The 14,168-nt window shown below is 71.2% G+C and carries 12 protein-coding genes and 2 pseudogenes; 8 read left to right on the plus strand and 6 right to left on the minus strand.

The genetic code is table 11. From position 1 onward, the window contains the following. Nucleotides 1–153, minus strand: a pseudogene (locus HW445_RS33340) (class I SAM-dependent methyltransferase); the annotation flags it as partial. Nucleotides 154–369: 216 nt separating this feature from the next. On the opposite strand from HW445_RS33340, the gene mshA reads away from it, so the two are divergent. Both mshA and HW445_RS06080 read left to right on the plus strand, forming a co-directional pair. Beyond that, on the plus strand, nucleotides 370–1,716 hold the full coding sequence (gene mshA, locus HW445_RS06075; protein ID WP_180219992.1) for a D-inositol-3-phosphate glycosyltransferase: 1,347 nt from the start codon (nucleotides 370–372) through the stop codon (nucleotides 1,714–1,716). Beyond that, nucleotides 1,709–2,194 (plus strand): YbjN domain-containing protein, encoded by a 486-nt coding sequence (locus tag HW445_RS06080; RefSeq protein WP_180219993.1) that lies wholly within the window; start codon nucleotides 1,709–1,711, stop codon nucleotides 2,192–2,194. Before mshA ends, HW445_RS06080 begins: the two co-directional genes overlap by 8 nt. A gap of 41 nt (nucleotides 2,195–2,235) precedes the next feature. On the opposite strand, the gene HW445_RS06085 is transcribed toward HW445_RS06080, so the two are convergent. Both HW445_RS06085 and HW445_RS06090 read right to left on the minus strand, forming a co-directional pair. Further along, nucleotides 2,236–2,835 carry an HD domain-containing protein gene (locus HW445_RS06085; RefSeq protein ID WP_308798428.1) on the minus strand — a complete coding sequence of 200 codons (600 nt, stop codon included), beginning with the start codon at nucleotides 2,833–2,835 and terminating at the stop codon, nucleotides 2,236–2,238. Next, nucleotides 2,832–3,314, minus strand: a complete 483-nt coding sequence (locus tag HW445_RS06090) for a GNAT family N-acetyltransferase (protein ID WP_257230877.1) — start codon at nucleotides 3,312–3,314, stop codon at nucleotides 2,832–2,834. The genes HW445_RS06085 and HW445_RS06090 overlap by 4 nt, the downstream gene beginning before the upstream one ends. Nucleotides 3,315–3,507: 193 nt before the next feature. On the opposite strand from HW445_RS06090, the gene HW445_RS06095 reads away from it, so the two are divergent. Next, nucleotides 3,508–4,128, plus strand: a complete 621-nt coding sequence (locus tag HW445_RS06095) for a nucleotidyltransferase family protein (RefSeq protein WP_180219995.1) — start codon at nucleotides 3,508–3,510, stop codon at nucleotides 4,126–4,128. Beyond that, nucleotides 4,125–4,637 carry a DUF2199 domain-containing protein gene (locus HW445_RS06100; RefSeq protein WP_180219996.1) on the plus strand — a complete coding sequence of 171 codons (513 nt, stop codon included), beginning with the start codon at nucleotides 4,125–4,127 and terminating at the stop codon, nucleotides 4,635–4,637. Before HW445_RS06095 ends, HW445_RS06100 begins: the two co-directional genes overlap by 4 nt. A gap of 67 nt (nucleotides 4,638–4,704) precedes the next feature. On the opposite strand, the gene HW445_RS06105 is transcribed toward HW445_RS06100, so the two are convergent. Then, entirely contained in the window at nucleotides 4,705–6,006 is a 1,302-nt protein-coding gene (locus HW445_RS06105) for an MDR family MFS transporter (RefSeq protein ID WP_374939608.1), read from the minus strand. 129 nt (nucleotides 6,007–6,135) lie between these two features. On the opposite strand from HW445_RS06105, the gene HW445_RS06110 reads away from it, so the two are divergent. Beyond that, nucleotides 6,136–6,897: a phosphoglyceromutase gene (locus HW445_RS06110; RefSeq protein WP_180219997.1), complete on the plus strand. Its 762-nt coding sequence runs from the start codon at nucleotides 6,136–6,138 to the stop codon at nucleotides 6,895–6,897. A gap of 80 nt (nucleotides 6,898–6,977) precedes the next feature. Here the strand turns inward: HW445_RS06110 and HW445_RS06115 are convergent, their stop codons facing one another. After that, complete coding sequence (locus HW445_RS06115; protein ID WP_180219998.1) at nucleotides 6,978–7,475, minus strand: DUF5959 family protein; 498 nt, start codon at nucleotides 7,473–7,475, stop codon at nucleotides 6,978–6,980. A 56-nt stretch (nucleotides 7,476–7,531) separates the two neighbouring features. Next, nucleotides 7,532–8,352: pseudogene (locus tag HW445_RS06120) on the minus strand (tyrosine-type recombinase/integrase); the annotation flags it as partial. A 2,132-nt stretch (nucleotides 8,353–10,484) separates the two neighbouring features. Here HW445_RS06120 and HW445_RS34365 point away from each other — a divergent pair. From HW445_RS34365 to HW445_RS06130, 3 genes are all read left to right on the plus strand, one after another. After that, nucleotides 10,485–11,117: a GIY-YIG nuclease family protein gene (locus HW445_RS34365; RefSeq protein WP_374939609.1), complete on the plus strand. Its 633-nt coding sequence runs from the start codon at nucleotides 10,485–10,487 to the stop codon at nucleotides 11,115–11,117. Continuing rightward, a complete protein-coding gene (locus HW445_RS06125) occupies nucleotides 11,066–12,214 on the plus strand; it encodes a C40 family peptidase (RefSeq protein ID WP_180219999.1) in 1,149 nt (382 codons plus the stop codon). The genes HW445_RS34365 and HW445_RS06125 overlap by 52 nt, the downstream gene beginning before the upstream one ends. A gap of 416 nt (nucleotides 12,215–12,630) precedes the next feature. Beyond that, a complete protein-coding gene (locus HW445_RS06130) occupies nucleotides 12,631–14,157 on the plus strand; it encodes a PP2C family protein-serine/threonine phosphatase (protein ID WP_180220000.1) in 1,527 nt (508 codons plus the stop codon). The last annotated feature ends 11 nt before the right edge of the window (nucleotides 14,158–14,168 follow it).

Consider the following 14,168-nt stretch of genomic DNA (forward strand, 5'->3'; position numbering starts at 1 on the left):
GTAGCCCAGGTCGACGGCGACCGGGTCGGCCGCGCGGCGCAGCTCGGCACCGTGCGTGGCGGCGATCCAGCGGTCCATGCGGCGGAGCCGGTTGGGGTTGGTCGTCCCGCGCGTCACCGTTCCCACGGGGCGGGTCGCTGCGCGGGGCGTCATGCCTACGAGGGTACGGAAGGCCCGGTCGGGGCCGTCGTCGGCCGTTCACCGGCGGGCAACGCCACCGCCACGCGGCGTAACGTTTTGGCAAAGTCGAAATTGCACGCGCCCCGCCGGTGTTTCCGCCGTCGAGGGGGCAGGAGAGCCCACCCGCCCGCACGGCACCGACGCGCACCCCGCCGGACCCCCACCCGACACCCCATGGAGGACTGCCACGTGAGCCAGTACGTCACCAGGCTCGGGCGTCTCTCCTCGGCGTCGCCGGCCAGGCTGCGACTGCCGGGCGCGCCCCGCCGTCCGCGCCGGGTCGCCATGCTGTCCGTCCACACCTCGCCGCTGCACCAGCCCGGCACGGGCGACGCGGGCGGCATGAACGTGTACATCGTGGAACTGGCCCGCCGACTGGCCGCGCAGGGCGTCGAGGTGGAGATCTTCACCCGTGCCACCTCGGCATCCCTCCCGCCGGCCGTGGAACTGGCCCCGGGTGTGCTGGTGCGCCACGTGGACGCCGGACCGTACGAGGGCCTGGCCAAGGAGGAGCTCCCGGCTCAGCTGTGCGCCTTCACCCACGGCGTGATGCAGGCCTGGGCGGGGAACCGTCCCGGCCACTACGACCTGGTCCACTCCCACTACTGGCTCTCCGGTCACGTCGGCTGGCTGGCGGCGCAGCGCTGGGGCGTGCCGCTGGTGCACGCCATGCACACCATGGCCAAGGTGAAGAACGCCTCCCTCGCCGCGGGCGACACGCCCGAGCCGCCCGCGCGGGTCATCGGCGAGACGCAGATCGTGGACGCCGCCGACCGGCTGATCGCCAACACCGCCGACGAGGCCGCCGACCTGGTCCGCCACTACGAGGCCGACCCGCTGAAGGTCGAGATCGTGCACCCCGGCGTCAACCTGGACCGCTTCCGCCCCGCCGACGGCAGGGCCGCCGCCCGGGCCCGTCTGGGCCTCCCCCAGGACGCCCTGATCCCCCTCTTCGCCGGACGGATACAGCCGCTCAAGGCCCCCGACGTGCTGCTGCGCGCGGTGGCGGTGCTGCTGGAGCGGCGGCCCGAGCTGCGCTCGCGCCTGGTGGTGCCGGTGGTCGGCGGTCCCAGCGGAAGCGGTCTGGCCAAGCCGGAGCGGCTGCAGAAGCTGTCGGCGCGCCTGGGGATCGGCGACGTGGTGCGGTTCCACCCGCCGGTGGGGCAGGACCGGCTGGCCGACTGGTTCCGTGCGGCGTCGCTGCTGGTGATGCCCTCGTACAGCGAGTCGTTCGGGCTGGTCGCCATCGAGGCGCAGGCCACCGGCACGCCGGTGCTGGCGGCCGCGGTGGGCGGCCTGCCGGTGGCGGTACGGGACGGCGAGACCGGTTGTCTGGTCCGCGGCCACGACCCCGCCGACTACGCGGACGTGCTGGGCCGCTTCGCCGACGACCCGTCGCTGACCGCCCGCCTCGGCGCGAACGCCGCCCGGCACGCCCAGGGCTTCGGCTGGGACCGCGCCGCCAGCGCGACCACCGACGTCTACACGGCCGCGCTGCACGCCCACCGCCGTCGCGTACGCTCGGCCCATGGCTGACGCGCGCGAGGTGATCGAGGAGTTCCTGCGGGACGCCGAGCTGGAGTGGGAGTCCCCGGAACCGGGCAACTACGTCGTCAAACTCCCCGGTGTCCAAAAGCTCTCCACCACGGTCTCGCTGATCGTCGGCCGCCACTCGCTCTCCCTGAACGCCTTCGTGATCCGCCACCCGGACGAGAACGAGGCGGGCGTCCACCGCTGGCTGCTGGAGCGCAACCTCAAGCTGTACGGCGTCTCCTACGCCCTGGACCCGCACGGCGACGTGTACGTCACCGCCCGCCTGCCGCTGGCCTCGGTCACCGCCGACGGGATCGACCGCCTCCTCGGGCAGGTCCTGGAGGCCGCCGACGGCGCCTTCAACACGCTGCTGGAGCTGGGTTTCGCGTCCTCCATCCGCAAGGAGTACGCCTGGCGGGTCTCCCGCGGCGAGTCGACCCGGAACCTGGACGCCTTCGCCCACCTCCTCGAACGCGAGTAGCTCGGACGCGAGCGGGGCTCCGCCTCCCCGGAGGGCCGCGGTCAGCCGCGCACCGGGAACGACGCCTGGAACGCCAGGCGCCGGTCCGCGTCCTCCCCGACGCGGGTGAGCAGGTCGTCGAGGGCGGCGAACTCCTCCCAGGCCGGCCTCCCGCTCAGCTCGGCCAGCCGCGTGACGACGAGGTCCTCCAGGCCGGGTACGCGCCTGCCCTTCCACGCCTTGTCGGCGAGGGACACCAGCAGGTCCTCCAGGCGGACGTCCGGTGCCGTCCACGAGGCGTGGGTGGCGGCGAAGCGGGCGAGTGGGGGCTCGACACCGTGCTCGAGCAGCAGCTCACGCCCCGCGCGCTCGTGGGCGGAGCCGGGACCGGAGAGTTCGCCGGGGTGGAGGACCTTGCCGATGTCGTGCGTGGCCGCGCCGAAGAGCACCGCCTCCCGGTCGAGGGCCACGGCGGGACGGCGCCGCTCGGCCCAGTCCGTCAGCTGGTGCGCCACGTCGTGGACGGCGCGCAGGTGGGCCGCGAGCCGCGGCGGGCAGTGGAGGACCGTCAGGAGTTCCACGACACGGTCCGGCAGAGGGCGCAGGGGCGGGTCGGCGGGGGCGTGCAGGGCCTGCCGGAGGGGGCTCGCGGACGTCGTCACGGCAGCGTTCCGGCGGGCGGGGTGGCCGGTGGGTCGGCGGGCGGGGTGGCCGGTGGGTCGGTCGGTGGGACGTCGACCGCCATCAGGGGCAGCAACCTGCCCGGGACGGAGCCGGACGGGACGGTCCCGGTGACCTGGGCGCCCATCGCCCGGTAGAACGGCTCCGCGTACGGGTCGGCGTCGATGGTGAGGCGGCTCATGCCGAGGCCGCGGGCGGTGGACAGGGCCGCCGCGAAGAGCCGGCGGCCCAGCCCGGAGCCGATGGCGGACGGGTCGACGAAGAGCATGTCGAGGCGGCCCTGCGGCGGGGCGCCGTCGACCAGGACGAAGCCCAGGACGCGCCCTGCGCCGTCCTCGGCCACCGTCGCGGTGCCGGGCGCCAGGTCCTCCTGGCGCAGGGTGAGTTCGTCCCGGCAGGCGGCGAGGAAGGCGTCGTCGTAACCCCAGTGGCCCTTGGAGCGCAGGGCCAGCCCGCTCAGCGCGGGCGCCTCGTCGGGGCGCGCGGGCCGGAGCCGGACACGGGCGTCGGCGCCGGCGCCGACGGGGCTTGCGCCGCGGGACGCGGGACGGGTTCCGGGCGGATGCGGCATGCGGTCCTCCTGACGCACTGGCGGATCGGCAGAACTGCGGATTGGCAGAGTGGCACGGATGGTGAGTGGCAGAGTGGCACGGATGGTGACACGACTTCCGTCCGACGAACAGCCCGACCGTCTGCGAGAGGTGCTGACCCGGAACACGGTCCTGGTGGAAGTGCTGGAACGCGCCGCCGGACTCCGCCTCCCCGACTGGTACCTGACGGCCGGTTGCGTCTTCCAGACGGTGTGGAACGTGGTGACCGGCCGCCCCCCGGCGGAGGGGATCAAGGACTACGACCTGTTCTACTTCGACGGCGGCGACCTCTCCTGGGAGGCCGAGGACGCCGTGATCCGCGCCGGCCGCGAGGTGTTCGCGGGGCTGCCCGCCGAGGTCGAGATCCGCAACGAGGCGCGGGTGCACCTCTGGTACGAGGACCGGTTCGGCGTGCCGTGCGCCCCGTACGACGGCACGGAGGCCGCCATCGACAGCTTCGCCGCGACCACCTGCTGCGTCGGCGTCCGGCTGGAGCCCGGCGGGCGGTGGCGGGTGTACGCGCCGCACGGGCTGTCCGACGTGTTCGGCCTGGTCGTCCGCCCCAACCCGGTGCTGGCCCCGCGCGCGGTGTACGAGGCCAAGACCGCGCGGTGGCGGGCGCAGTGGCCCGGACTGACGGTTCTGCCGTGGCCGTCGGAGGCGGCCACTACTCTCGGGTCATGACACCAGAGGACCCCGGCTTCGTCTGCTCTCGCTGCGGCGAGCGACACGCAGGCCTCCCCATGGGTTACTCCACCGAGGCGCCCGACGTCTGGGACCCGCGCTACGCCGAGCGCGAGGACAGCGTGCTCTCCCCCGACCAGTGCGTGATCAAGGGCGAGCACTTCTTCGTGAAGGGTCTGATCGAGATCCCGGTGCGCGACACCGGCCAGGTGTTCGAGTGGGGCGTCTGGGTCTCGCTGAGCGCCCAGAACTTCCGGCGCTCGGACGAGCTGTGGGAGACGCCGGGGCGGGAGGCGGAGCCGCCGTACTTCGGCTGGCTGACCACCGAGCTGCCGCTGTACTCCCCCAGCACCCTCAACCTCCGCACCAACGTCCACACCCGCGAGGTGGGCCGCCGGCCCTACGTGGAGCTGGAGCCGACGGACCATCCGCTCGCGGTGGAGCAGCGCGAGGGGATCACCCTGGCGCGGGTCCGGGAGATCGCCGAGGCGGTCGTGCACGGGGGGTGAGCTGCCGCGGTGCGGTCGGACGCGGTCCGCCACGCCGTGTCAGGCCGTGACGGCACGCCGCCCGGCGTCAGGCGGTGACGCCCCCGGTCGTCTCCGCCTCCGCCACCGGCTTGCGCGTACCGCCCGAGACGGCGACCTCGGGCTCGGACGGCAGGCTCCGCATGACCAGCGCGTACCCGACGGCCGCGATCGTGCCCAGCACGGCGCACGCGCCCCAGAGCCAGTTCGCCCCGTACGCGTCGATGACCACGCCGGAGACGAGCGGCGCCACCAGGGCCGCCAGCGACCAGGACATCGTGTACATCCCCTGGTACCGCCCGCGCCCCTCCGCCGGGGAGAGCCGCACCACCAGGCTGGACTGGGTGGGGGCGTTGAGGATCTCGGCGATCGTCCACACGCACACGGTGAGCGCCAGCACGCCCACCGACCCGGCGAAGGCGGTCAGCCCGAACCCGTACCCGGCCAGCAGCGCGGAGACCACCAGCAGCCGGCGCGGGTCCCGGCGCGCGATCAGCCCGGTGACCGGGACCTGCACCGCGACGATCAGCACGCCGTTGACGGCGATGGCGAGGCCGTAGTCGGCCGGGCTGAACCCGTGCTGCCCCATGGCCACCGGCAGCGCCACGTAGCCCTGCTGGAAGATCAGCGCGATCAGGAACGACAGTCCCACCAGCGACATGAACCGCCCGTCGCGCAGCACCGTGCCGATCCTGACCTCGGCGCCGCTCCCCTCACCGCCGCCCGCCGCGTCGGCGGGCGCCGTGGGCTTCGACTCGGGGATCTTCGCGAAGACCAGCACCGCGCAGACCAGCGTCATCCCGGCCTCGATCAGGAACCCGGCACGGTAGCTGAACTCGGCGATGAACCCGGCGGCCACCGCGGAGACCGCGAAGCCGAGGTTGACCGCGAAGTAGTTGAGCGAGAACGCCCGCACCCGGTCCTCGGGCGGCAGGATGTCCGCCATCATCGCCTGCACCGCGGGCCGGGAGGCGTTGGAGGCCATGCCCACCAGGAAGGCGACGCACGCGATGGCCACGGGATCCTGCACGAAGCCGAGCAGCGCCACCGAGGCGGCCGTGGAGAGCTGGGCGATCAGCATCGTGGGCCGGCGGCCGAGCCGGTCGGCCATCACTCCGGCGGCCACCGAGGAGATCACGCCGCCGAGCCCGTGGAGCGCGGCCACCAGGCCCGCGTAGGAGGCGGAGTAGCCCCGCTCCATGGTCAGGTAGAGCGCCATGAACGTGGCGACGAACGCGCCCAGCCGGTTGACCAGGGAACTGGTCCACAGCCACCAGAACTCCCTGGGGAGCCCGGAGACGGTCGCCCGGAGGGCACGTCTCGGCGAGACGAGGGACAAGGTGGCCTCCATGGCGCAGCCGTAGTACAAGCCGTAAGCGGCAAAAGCAGTCAGCGCATGTTACTCCCGCACGTCGCGCGGCAGCCACCGCAATGTGGACGCGCGCGCGGCCCCCTCCGCCCTCCGATTACGCTGGGTGCCATGGCCGACGCACCGTACAAGCTGATCCTCCTCCGCCACGGCGAGAGCGAGTGGAACGCCAAGAACCTGTTCACCGGCTGGGTGGACGTGGACCTGACCGACAAGGGCGAGAAGGAGGCGATCCGCGGCGGCGAGCTGATGAAGGACGCCGGACTCCTCCCCGACGTCGTGCACACGTCCCTCCAGAAGCGTGCCATCCGCACCGCCCAGCTCTCCCTGACCGCCGCCGACCGGCACTGGATCCCGGTCCACCGCAGCTGGCGCCTCAACGAGCGCCACTACGGCGCCCTCCAGGGCAAGAACAAGGCGGAGATCCTCGAGCAGTTCGGCGAGGAGCAGTTCATGCAGTGGCGCCGCTCCTACGACACCCCGCCGCCGGTCCTCGACGCGGACGCCGAGTGGTCGCAGTACAACGACGCCCGCTACGCCACGATCCCGCCGGAGCTGCGGCCGCAGACGGAGTGCCTCAAGGACGTCGTCCACCGGATGATGCCGTACTGGTACGACAGCATCGTCCCCGACCTGCTGACCGGCCGCACCGTCCTGGTCGCCGCCCACGGCAACTCGCTCCGCGCGCTGGTGAAGCACCTCGACGGCATCTCCGACGCCGACATCGCCGGCCTCAACATCCCCACCGGCATCCCGCTCGCCTACGAGCTCGACGCCGAGTTCAAGCCCCTCGTCGCGCACGGCACCTACCTCGACCCGGAGGCCGCCAAGGCCGCCATCGAGGCCGTGAAGAACCAGGGCAAGAAGAAGTAACCACCCAGACGTAAGCCCCCTGCCTGCGAGTTCTCCGCCGGTAGGGGGCTTCTCGCTACCCCGGGGCCGTCTTCGGGCCGTCAGACGTGGCGATCTCGCCGCCACTCGTATGCACCGGGTGACGTCTCGACCACCTCACGGGGGTAGACCTCACGTACCCGGGTGAGGAGGTCGCGCTGATCGGCGACCCACGTCGGTGGCAGTACGGACAGCGGGAGAGTGACCGTGATGCCGGTCGACGGTCCGTCGTGCACGGACACCGTGAGTCCGCCCCACTCCTGGGGCTTGAACCTCATGGAAGGAGTCCGCCCGGAGTTCAGCCACATGGCGAACCGTCGGGCTTCCAGGCTTGCCAAGGTCTCTTCCCAGTCCTCCAAGTCCTCGGGGAAGAGGGTCACCAGGAAGGAGGCTTTGAGGGATTCCTCGGCCGCGATGACGATCTCGCACTCGAGGAGGTCGTGGCCGGTCAGGATTCCGGGGTGCGAGCGCCCCAGGACGCGCACAGAGAGGCTGTGACCACTGGTGCCAGGCGTGTCGGCCAGATGGACCAGGTTGATGGTGCCATCCGCAGAGTCCATGGGTCCCTTCCTCGACGTAACCGCGTGTGAGCATCCTGCCTGACTGTTCGCTGCGCTCATGGCTCGGGGTGTAGACGCTTCACGTAGATTTCGGACACGGCTCTGCGGGTCCGTTCTCGGCTGGAGGGCAAGAGGTGCGCGTACACCCGGAGAGTCAGCCCCGGATCTGAGTGGCCTAGGTACTCGGCCAGGGCCTTGATGTTCTCCCCCGCGTCCAGCAGCACCGAGGAGTAGAAGTGCCGCAGGGCATGCATACCGTTCTCCCTGGACTCGGCATACGGCCGGCCGCGCTCAGGCGCGGGGATAACACCCGCCGCTGCCAGCGCTGGCTTCCACGCCTCCTCATTGAGCGACGTACGCCAGACGTGCCCGCCGCGCGGCCCGGTGAAGATGAGCCGCTTGGTCACCGGAGGTCCGTCGGCGACCTTCCACGACAAGGTGATCTCGACCGGCGGGTACCGCTTCATGTGCTCCCGTAGCGCATCGGCGACGGGGCCGGGCAGCGGCACATCTCGCAGCTTGCCGCCCTTCGGCGGGGCGAGCACGGCCTTGCTGCGGCTCAGCTTCAGTTGCTGGACCACATGGAGCGTGTCCGACTCGAAGTCGATCGCGTCGACGGCCACACCCAGGATCTCGCCCTGGCGGAGCCCGCAGCCGCCGCACAGGTCGACCATCGCTTGGTAGCGCTCGGGCATGGCGGCACGGACGGCGAAAACCCGTTCCGGCGTCCAGGGCACGATGCGCTTGGTGTCGACGGCCGGCGGCCGGACGGACCGAGCGGCACACGGGTTACGGGAAGGTGGCGGTCATCCACGGCCGCGCTGAGCGCCGCGCGCACGTTGGAGTAGATCGTCCGGGCATACGACCCGCGGCTTCCTCACGGGGGTGGGGAGCGCGATGGGCGGTCTTCTTGTCCGAGCGATGATCGGCTAGTCGCTCCGTCGCTGTCTAAGTGCACTGGCGTACGGACAGCAACGAGGTACCGCGAACACAGCCACTAACCCTGTCCCCGGCCTCTGCTCGGGGGCCGTGCGGTGAACTGTGTGACCATCCGCGACTGATCCATACAGCTATGGATCAGAAGGTGTCCGTGCCCCGCCGTGCCCGATCGAGTGGGGGATCACGGGGAACACCGGGTAATGACGGTATACAGACATGAGAGCGGCCCTCGACCAGACATCCAGGTCAGGGGCCGTTCTCACTGCCCTCAGCGCGGAGGCGGTGGGATCTGAACCCACGGTGACATCGCTGCCACGACGGCTTTCAAGATTGCCGGAGACCCTGACCTCGTCAACTGTCATGCAGGGCCATCGGCAGGCGCTTCCTCCAGCTTCCCGTACGAATCAAGGGCCCATCGGACACCGTCATCGTCGGTGAAAAGCAATCGCGGCCGGTTGTTGTGCACCGTGGCCGCAGCCCAATGCTGCGACAAGAACCGGACCACACGGCCGGCACCCAGCAGGTGCACTGGCCTCACGGTGCGCTCTCCGGGGTTGGGGCCATGCACGGCAGCGGGGGACCTCGTAAACCTCGGCTGCGAGGTATGCCGTCCCGAAGCGGACGTCAACCTCATGCACGGGCGCCTCGCTGGAGTTTTGCACGGTGACGACCCAATGATCTGGCCCAACGGTATTGCCTTGGCTGTCGGTGGTTTCCCCAGCTTGGCGATGATGCATGCGGATTTGGCGCGCCTGCGACCACCTACGATCTTCGGCGGCAGCGCGAAGTGCGGACCGCTCCAACTGCAGATTGGTCGATTGCTCAGCGATGAACTGTCGTTGCTCGGCGATCTGCTGTCGCTGACTCCTGATTGTTTGCAACGCGAACCAGGCCGCGCCTCCTGCGAAGACTGCAGCGACCCACGTGGGAACATCGCCCCACTGCACCGGTCCCATGCTTCCCCCTTGTCGCCGGCGGCTTGCCGCCTACGTCTGATGAAACTCAAGTCGTCACAGTGTCCGCTCGTCTCCCGACTCAGACGTCAGCAACAAGCCCGACGGTTGCTCAGGGACTCCCGCGTCACGACCGGCAGCTTGTTGACCAGCGACAGCCGCAGGCGATCCGTCGTATGGGCCTTCGTTGTGCATCCACGAGGTCTGCCGTCAAGCCGTGGGCCGTCTCTGGGCCGTACGAGGCCGCTCAGCACTGGCAGGCAGCGACCAACGACGACCATTCAGGTGGCTGATATCGGTGCCTGGAGCTGCAGAGACCCAAGTTGCCTATATCCCTGGCAAGACCCAGGGCAAGAAGAAGTAACCGCCCACGAGCAAGCCTCCTGCCTGCGGATTCTCCGCGGGTAGGGGGCTTGCTTCTGTATTGGGGCCGTCGCTGGACCGTCAAAGGAAGCCGGGGCCGATGTCAAGCGTTCCTGCCCGCCTCGGTGAATCGCGAAGTGCCCGGTATGCTGGGCGCGCCTCACGATCCTCCCCTGAACTCCGCCCAGATACGCGTGAGTTCCAAGGCCCCGGCCCATGAAGTGGCCGGCTGGAGGAGAAAGGAGGTGGTAGAGGTGAGCCTTGAGAAGGACGAGCCTCGTAGGTGGACCAGCGCAGAGAGATGGCAGGTCTGGCTTACGGGAGCGGGTCTACTGGTGGCCATCGCTACAAGCGTGATGCAGTTCGCTCGATGAGCGAGTCACGCGCGAGGACGGTCGGGATCGGGTGCTGCACATGCAGCGAGCCCGGTCTGCTGGTAGGCGACCGGGCTCGTTGACTGCGAGAGGGCCTGGGTCTGGTTGGCGCCGGACCCAGGTCCTCGGTAGCTCTGGACACCCGACTCGAACTTCCACAAGCCATGTCGAGCTATCCAGATCTCCAATCCCAATGTCTCACGGCGTACCTTATTCAATCAACTTTCGGTAGCAAGCTCATCTGGGAAATGGTTTCGGATCACACGGTCCACGATGACCATCCGCGCTGGATGTACGAACCCTCATCTACACAATGTGTCCGCCACTGGTTGCCGAAGACTGTGGCTACAGCCTTGCGGGTGCGCTCCCGGTTGGACGGCATGAGATGTGCGAACCCGACCAGCACGCAGAACCTGCGCAAGCGGGTGCGCTACCACTGCCGGGGCAACGCGGCCGGCTCCACGCTACGGCTCACCCTCGGATGCCTGCCCGGCCTCGAACTGCGCCGCGTGGGCAGCGGCAAGCGGATGACCTTCGGCAAGGCCGGCGGCAAAAGAGCTGCCCGTCAGCTCATAGGCCGCACCGAGCGGGCCGTGGCCTGCGCCGTTTCCGGGCCGTCCGAGGCCCGCTCGACAGGGACCGATGACGGCCGACAACGACCACCGGACGCACCGGGCCACGGCCCCACGCCCCCTGAGCTAACGTCACCCGATCGGCCCCGTTCCCCGGGGAACGATCGTTCTGCGCTGTTCGTCACACCACCTGAGAGATCGTCACGCGCGGCGTTCCCATCGGGAAAGGTGGCCGTGCGAGAGGGCGGCCGGGGGGCCGCTCGGGGCGACGGCCGACCCGTCCGGTTCGGGCCGGCCCGGCACGACCTCTGTCGCTTTGCCCACCAGGCATGGCAGCATCCCCCGGAAGAACAGAAGTTACCGACGGTAAGGCAGGTGGGAGGCGACCCATGGCAGCGAGCAGAGAAGGACGCGGAGGCGGCCCGAGCCGCCGCGGACTGATCGCCACGGCGGTGGCGCTGGTCTGCGCGATCACCGCCCTCGGCGCGCCCGGCACGGCGTTCGCGGGCACCCACGCGCCATCCTCGGTGACCGCCCCCACCGACCCCGCTCCCCCGCCCGCCCCCGCACCGGCGACCAACGCCGAACTCGAAGCGGTCCGCGAGAAGCTCGACGCCCTCTACAAGGACGCCGCCCGCGCCACCGAGGCGTACAACGCGGCGGAGGAGAAGGCGAAGAAGCAGTCCGAGGAGATCGACGAACTCACCGGGAAGATCGCCGGCGTCCAGGACGAGGTGGACGACCTGTACGAGCGGGCCGGGGCCGCCGCCCGCGCCCAGTACCGGAGCGCGGGACTGCCACCGGAGGCGAAGCTCTGGCTGAGCGAGGACCCGGAGGACTTCCTCGACGGCGCCCGGCGCGTCCAGGAGGGCGAGAAGGCCGCCAAGGGCCTGCTCGCCGACCTCGTCTCCACCCGGGACGAGCTGGAGAAGCTGGAGCAGGCCGCCTCCTCCCGCTGGGCGGACCTGGAGGAGCAGCGCCGGACCAAGGACAAGGCCCGCGAGAAGATCGAGAAGCAGATCGCCGAGGCCGAGAAGCTGGAGTCGCGCCTCCAGAAGGAGGAGCGGGAGCGGCTCGCCGCCATGGAGGCCGAGGCCGCCCGCCAGTCCCACGCCGCCTGGGTCGGCTCCGGCGTCCTCGCCGGACTCGACGACGCCACCTCCGCCTCCGCCCGCCGCGCCATCGCCTACGCGACCGACCAGCTGGGCAAGCCGTACGTGTGGGGCGCCGAGGGGCCGGACTCCTTCGACTGCTCGGGCCTGACCTCCCAGGCCTGGGCCAAGGCCGGTTACCCGATCCCGCGCACCTCACAGGAGCAGTGGCGCCAACTGCACCGGGTGTCGGTCCAGGAGATGCGTCCGGGCGATCTGATCATCTACAACAGCGACGCCACCCATGTCGCCCTGTACGTGGGTGACGGCATGATGATCCACGCGCCGCGTCCCGGGCGCTCCGTGACCGTGGCCGGCGCGGGCAGCATGCCCATCCTGGGCGTGGTCCGCCCCGACCCGCACCGGCCGAACGTCGAGCAGGACTGAGGAACGCCGAGGCAGGGCAGGGCTGCAGAGCACCGGCCTCGACGAGGGCCGGGGAGCGCCACAGGCGAAGAGGGCCGGGGAGCCCCGCGGGCGAGGAGGACCGAGGAACGCGCCGAAAGCGGCAACCGGGACCGAAGTGCCGCCACGGGATGTTCCGGTGACCGGCGGACGGAGTGACCCATTCCACCCCGGTCCCTCTTCCGGCTCCCTCCGACGCGTGACGTTCGTCATCCCCGCCGAGGCCGCCGTCCTGTCCAAAAGCGCTCCTGAACGCGGCATTTGACACTGCCGGACAGTCCTTCCCGGGGGCTGTCCGGCATTCCGTTGTGCCCTTGTGAGCCGCTAAGGTCCCCACTCGGTGGGCGTCGAACCCTCTCGATCCCGCCGTCTCGGGGGGAGGGAAGGAATCCGAACCCATGCCGATGCACATACCGCGGCCCCGGGCAGTCCCGTCCGTGGAGAGCGATCCGGCGGCGGACCTCGGCGCCTGGACGTACGGCGCCCCCGCCGAGGAGGCTCCGCGCCCGCAGGAGACGGCCGACGCCGCCCCCTCGGCGGCACCGGCGAACCCCCACGCCGTCCCGCCCGCGGGCGACGACGCCCTCCCCGAGGACCCGCACCACCACGGCACCCGACCCGACGACCCCTGTCGCGACGACCACGTCCGCCAGGCCGACCCGCACCACGAGGAGCACCCCTCGCCGGAGAACCCCGCGTCCAGCGCCCCGGTGGCCGAGAAGGCCCCCGCCCCGGCGCCGCTGACGCTGCTGCTGATCGAGGCCGACCCGGGCGGCTCCGCCGTCGTGTCCGAAATCCTCGCCTCCGACGGAAGGCCCGTACGGGTCCGTACCGCCCGCAACCTCACCGAGGCGGAGCGGCTCCTCACCGACGACGTGAACTGCATCCTGCTCGATCTCGACCTCCCCGCCCCCGGCCGGACCGCCCCGTCGGAGGACGGCGCGGCCGAGGACGAGCTGGCCGTGCTCAAGCACGTGCTGCGGATCGCGCCCCGGCACGCCGTTCTGGCGCTCACCAGCTCCGGCGACGCCGAACGGCGGGGCCCCGAGGCGGTCCGCGTCGGGGCGCAGGACTACCTGGTCCGCGACGAGCTCGACGGTCGGCTGCTGCGCCGCGCCATCCGCTACGCGGTGGAGCGCAAGCGTTCCGACACGGCGGAGCGGCGGCTCACCGAGTCCCGGATGCGGGCCCAGGAGAACGCCCGCCTGGAGCGTGGCCTGCTGCCGACGCCGATCCTGGACGGCTCCCTGCTGCGGTTCGCGGCCCGCTACCGCCCCGGCCGCTCCCGGGCCCTGCTGGGCGGGGACTTCTACGACACGGTGCGCACCCCGGACGGGGCGGTGCACGTGATGATCGGCGACGTGGCCGGCCACGGACCCGACGAGGCGGCGCTCGGCGTCGAGCTCCGCATCGCCTGGCGCGCGCTGACGCTCGCCGGGCTGAGCGGTGACGACCTGCTCACCACCCTCCAGAAGGTCCTGGAGCACGAGCGGCACAGCGAGGAGACCTTCGCCACCCTCTGCCAGGTCGACATCGCGCCCGACGGGCGCAGCGCCGGGGTGTGTCTCGCCGGCCACCCGCCGCCGCTGATCTCCCGCCCGGGCGAGGGCGCGCACCTGCTGCCCTACGAGGAGAACGGCCCGGCACTGGGGCTGCTGCCGGACGCCCGCTGGCCGCGCACCGAGATGTGGCTGGGCGACGCCTGGAGCCTGATGCTCTACACGGACGGCCTGATCGAGGGCCGGGACGGCAACGGCCAGGGCGAGCGGCTGGGCGAGGACGGCATGGCCGACCTGGTCCGCCACCATCTGGCCGCGGGCCTGAGCGGTGAGCCGCTGCTGCGCGAGACGCTGGCGGAGGTCCGCTCGCTCAACGGCGGCGAACTCACCGACGACGTGGCCGTGCTGCTGCTCGAGCGGGGCTAGCCGGGACGTCG

It is taken from the genome of Streptomyces sp. UH6 (genome assembly GCF_013421635.1).
Lineage (GTDB): Bacteria > Actinomycetota > Actinomycetes > Streptomycetales > Streptomycetaceae > Streptomyces > Streptomyces abyssomicinicus.

What these genes read in the sequence shown, in the direction of transcription:
- HW445_RS06080 (WP_180219993.1), top strand. Translation starts at nt 1,709, where the DNA reads ATGGCTGACGCGCGCGAGGTGATCGAGGAGTTCCTGCGGGACGCCGAG.
- HW445_RS06095 (WP_180219995.1), top strand. Translation starts at nt 3,508, where the DNA reads ATGGTGACACGACTTCCGTCCGACGAACAGCCCGACCGTCTGCGAGAG.
- HW445_RS06100 (WP_180219996.1), top strand. Translation starts at nt 4,125, where the DNA reads ATGACACCAGAGGACCCCGGCTTCGTCTGCTCTCGCTGCGGCGAGCGA.
- HW445_RS06105 (WP_374939608.1), bottom strand. Translation starts at nt 6,006, where the DNA reads ATGGAGGCCACCTTGTCCCTCGTCTCGCCGAGACGTGCCCTCCGGGCG.
- HW445_RS06110 (WP_180219997.1), top strand. Translation starts at nt 6,136, where the DNA reads ATGGCCGACGCACCGTACAAGCTGATCCTCCTCCGCCACGGCGAGAGC.
- HW445_RS06115 (WP_180219998.1), bottom strand. Translation starts at nt 7,475, where the DNA reads ATGGACTCTGCGGATGGCACCATCAACCTGGTCCATCTGGCCGACACG.
- HW445_RS34365 (WP_374939609.1), top strand. Translation starts at nt 10,485, where the DNA reads ATGAGATGTGCGAACCCGACCAGCACGCAGAACCTGCGCAAGCGGGTG.
- HW445_RS06125 (WP_180219999.1), top strand. Translation starts at nt 11,066, where the DNA reads ATGGCAGCGAGCAGAGAAGGACGCGGAGGCGGCCCGAGCCGCCGCGGA.
- HW445_RS06130 (WP_180220000.1), top strand. Translation starts at nt 12,631, where the DNA reads ATGCCGATGCACATACCGCGGCCCCGGGCAGTCCCGTCCGTGGAGAGC.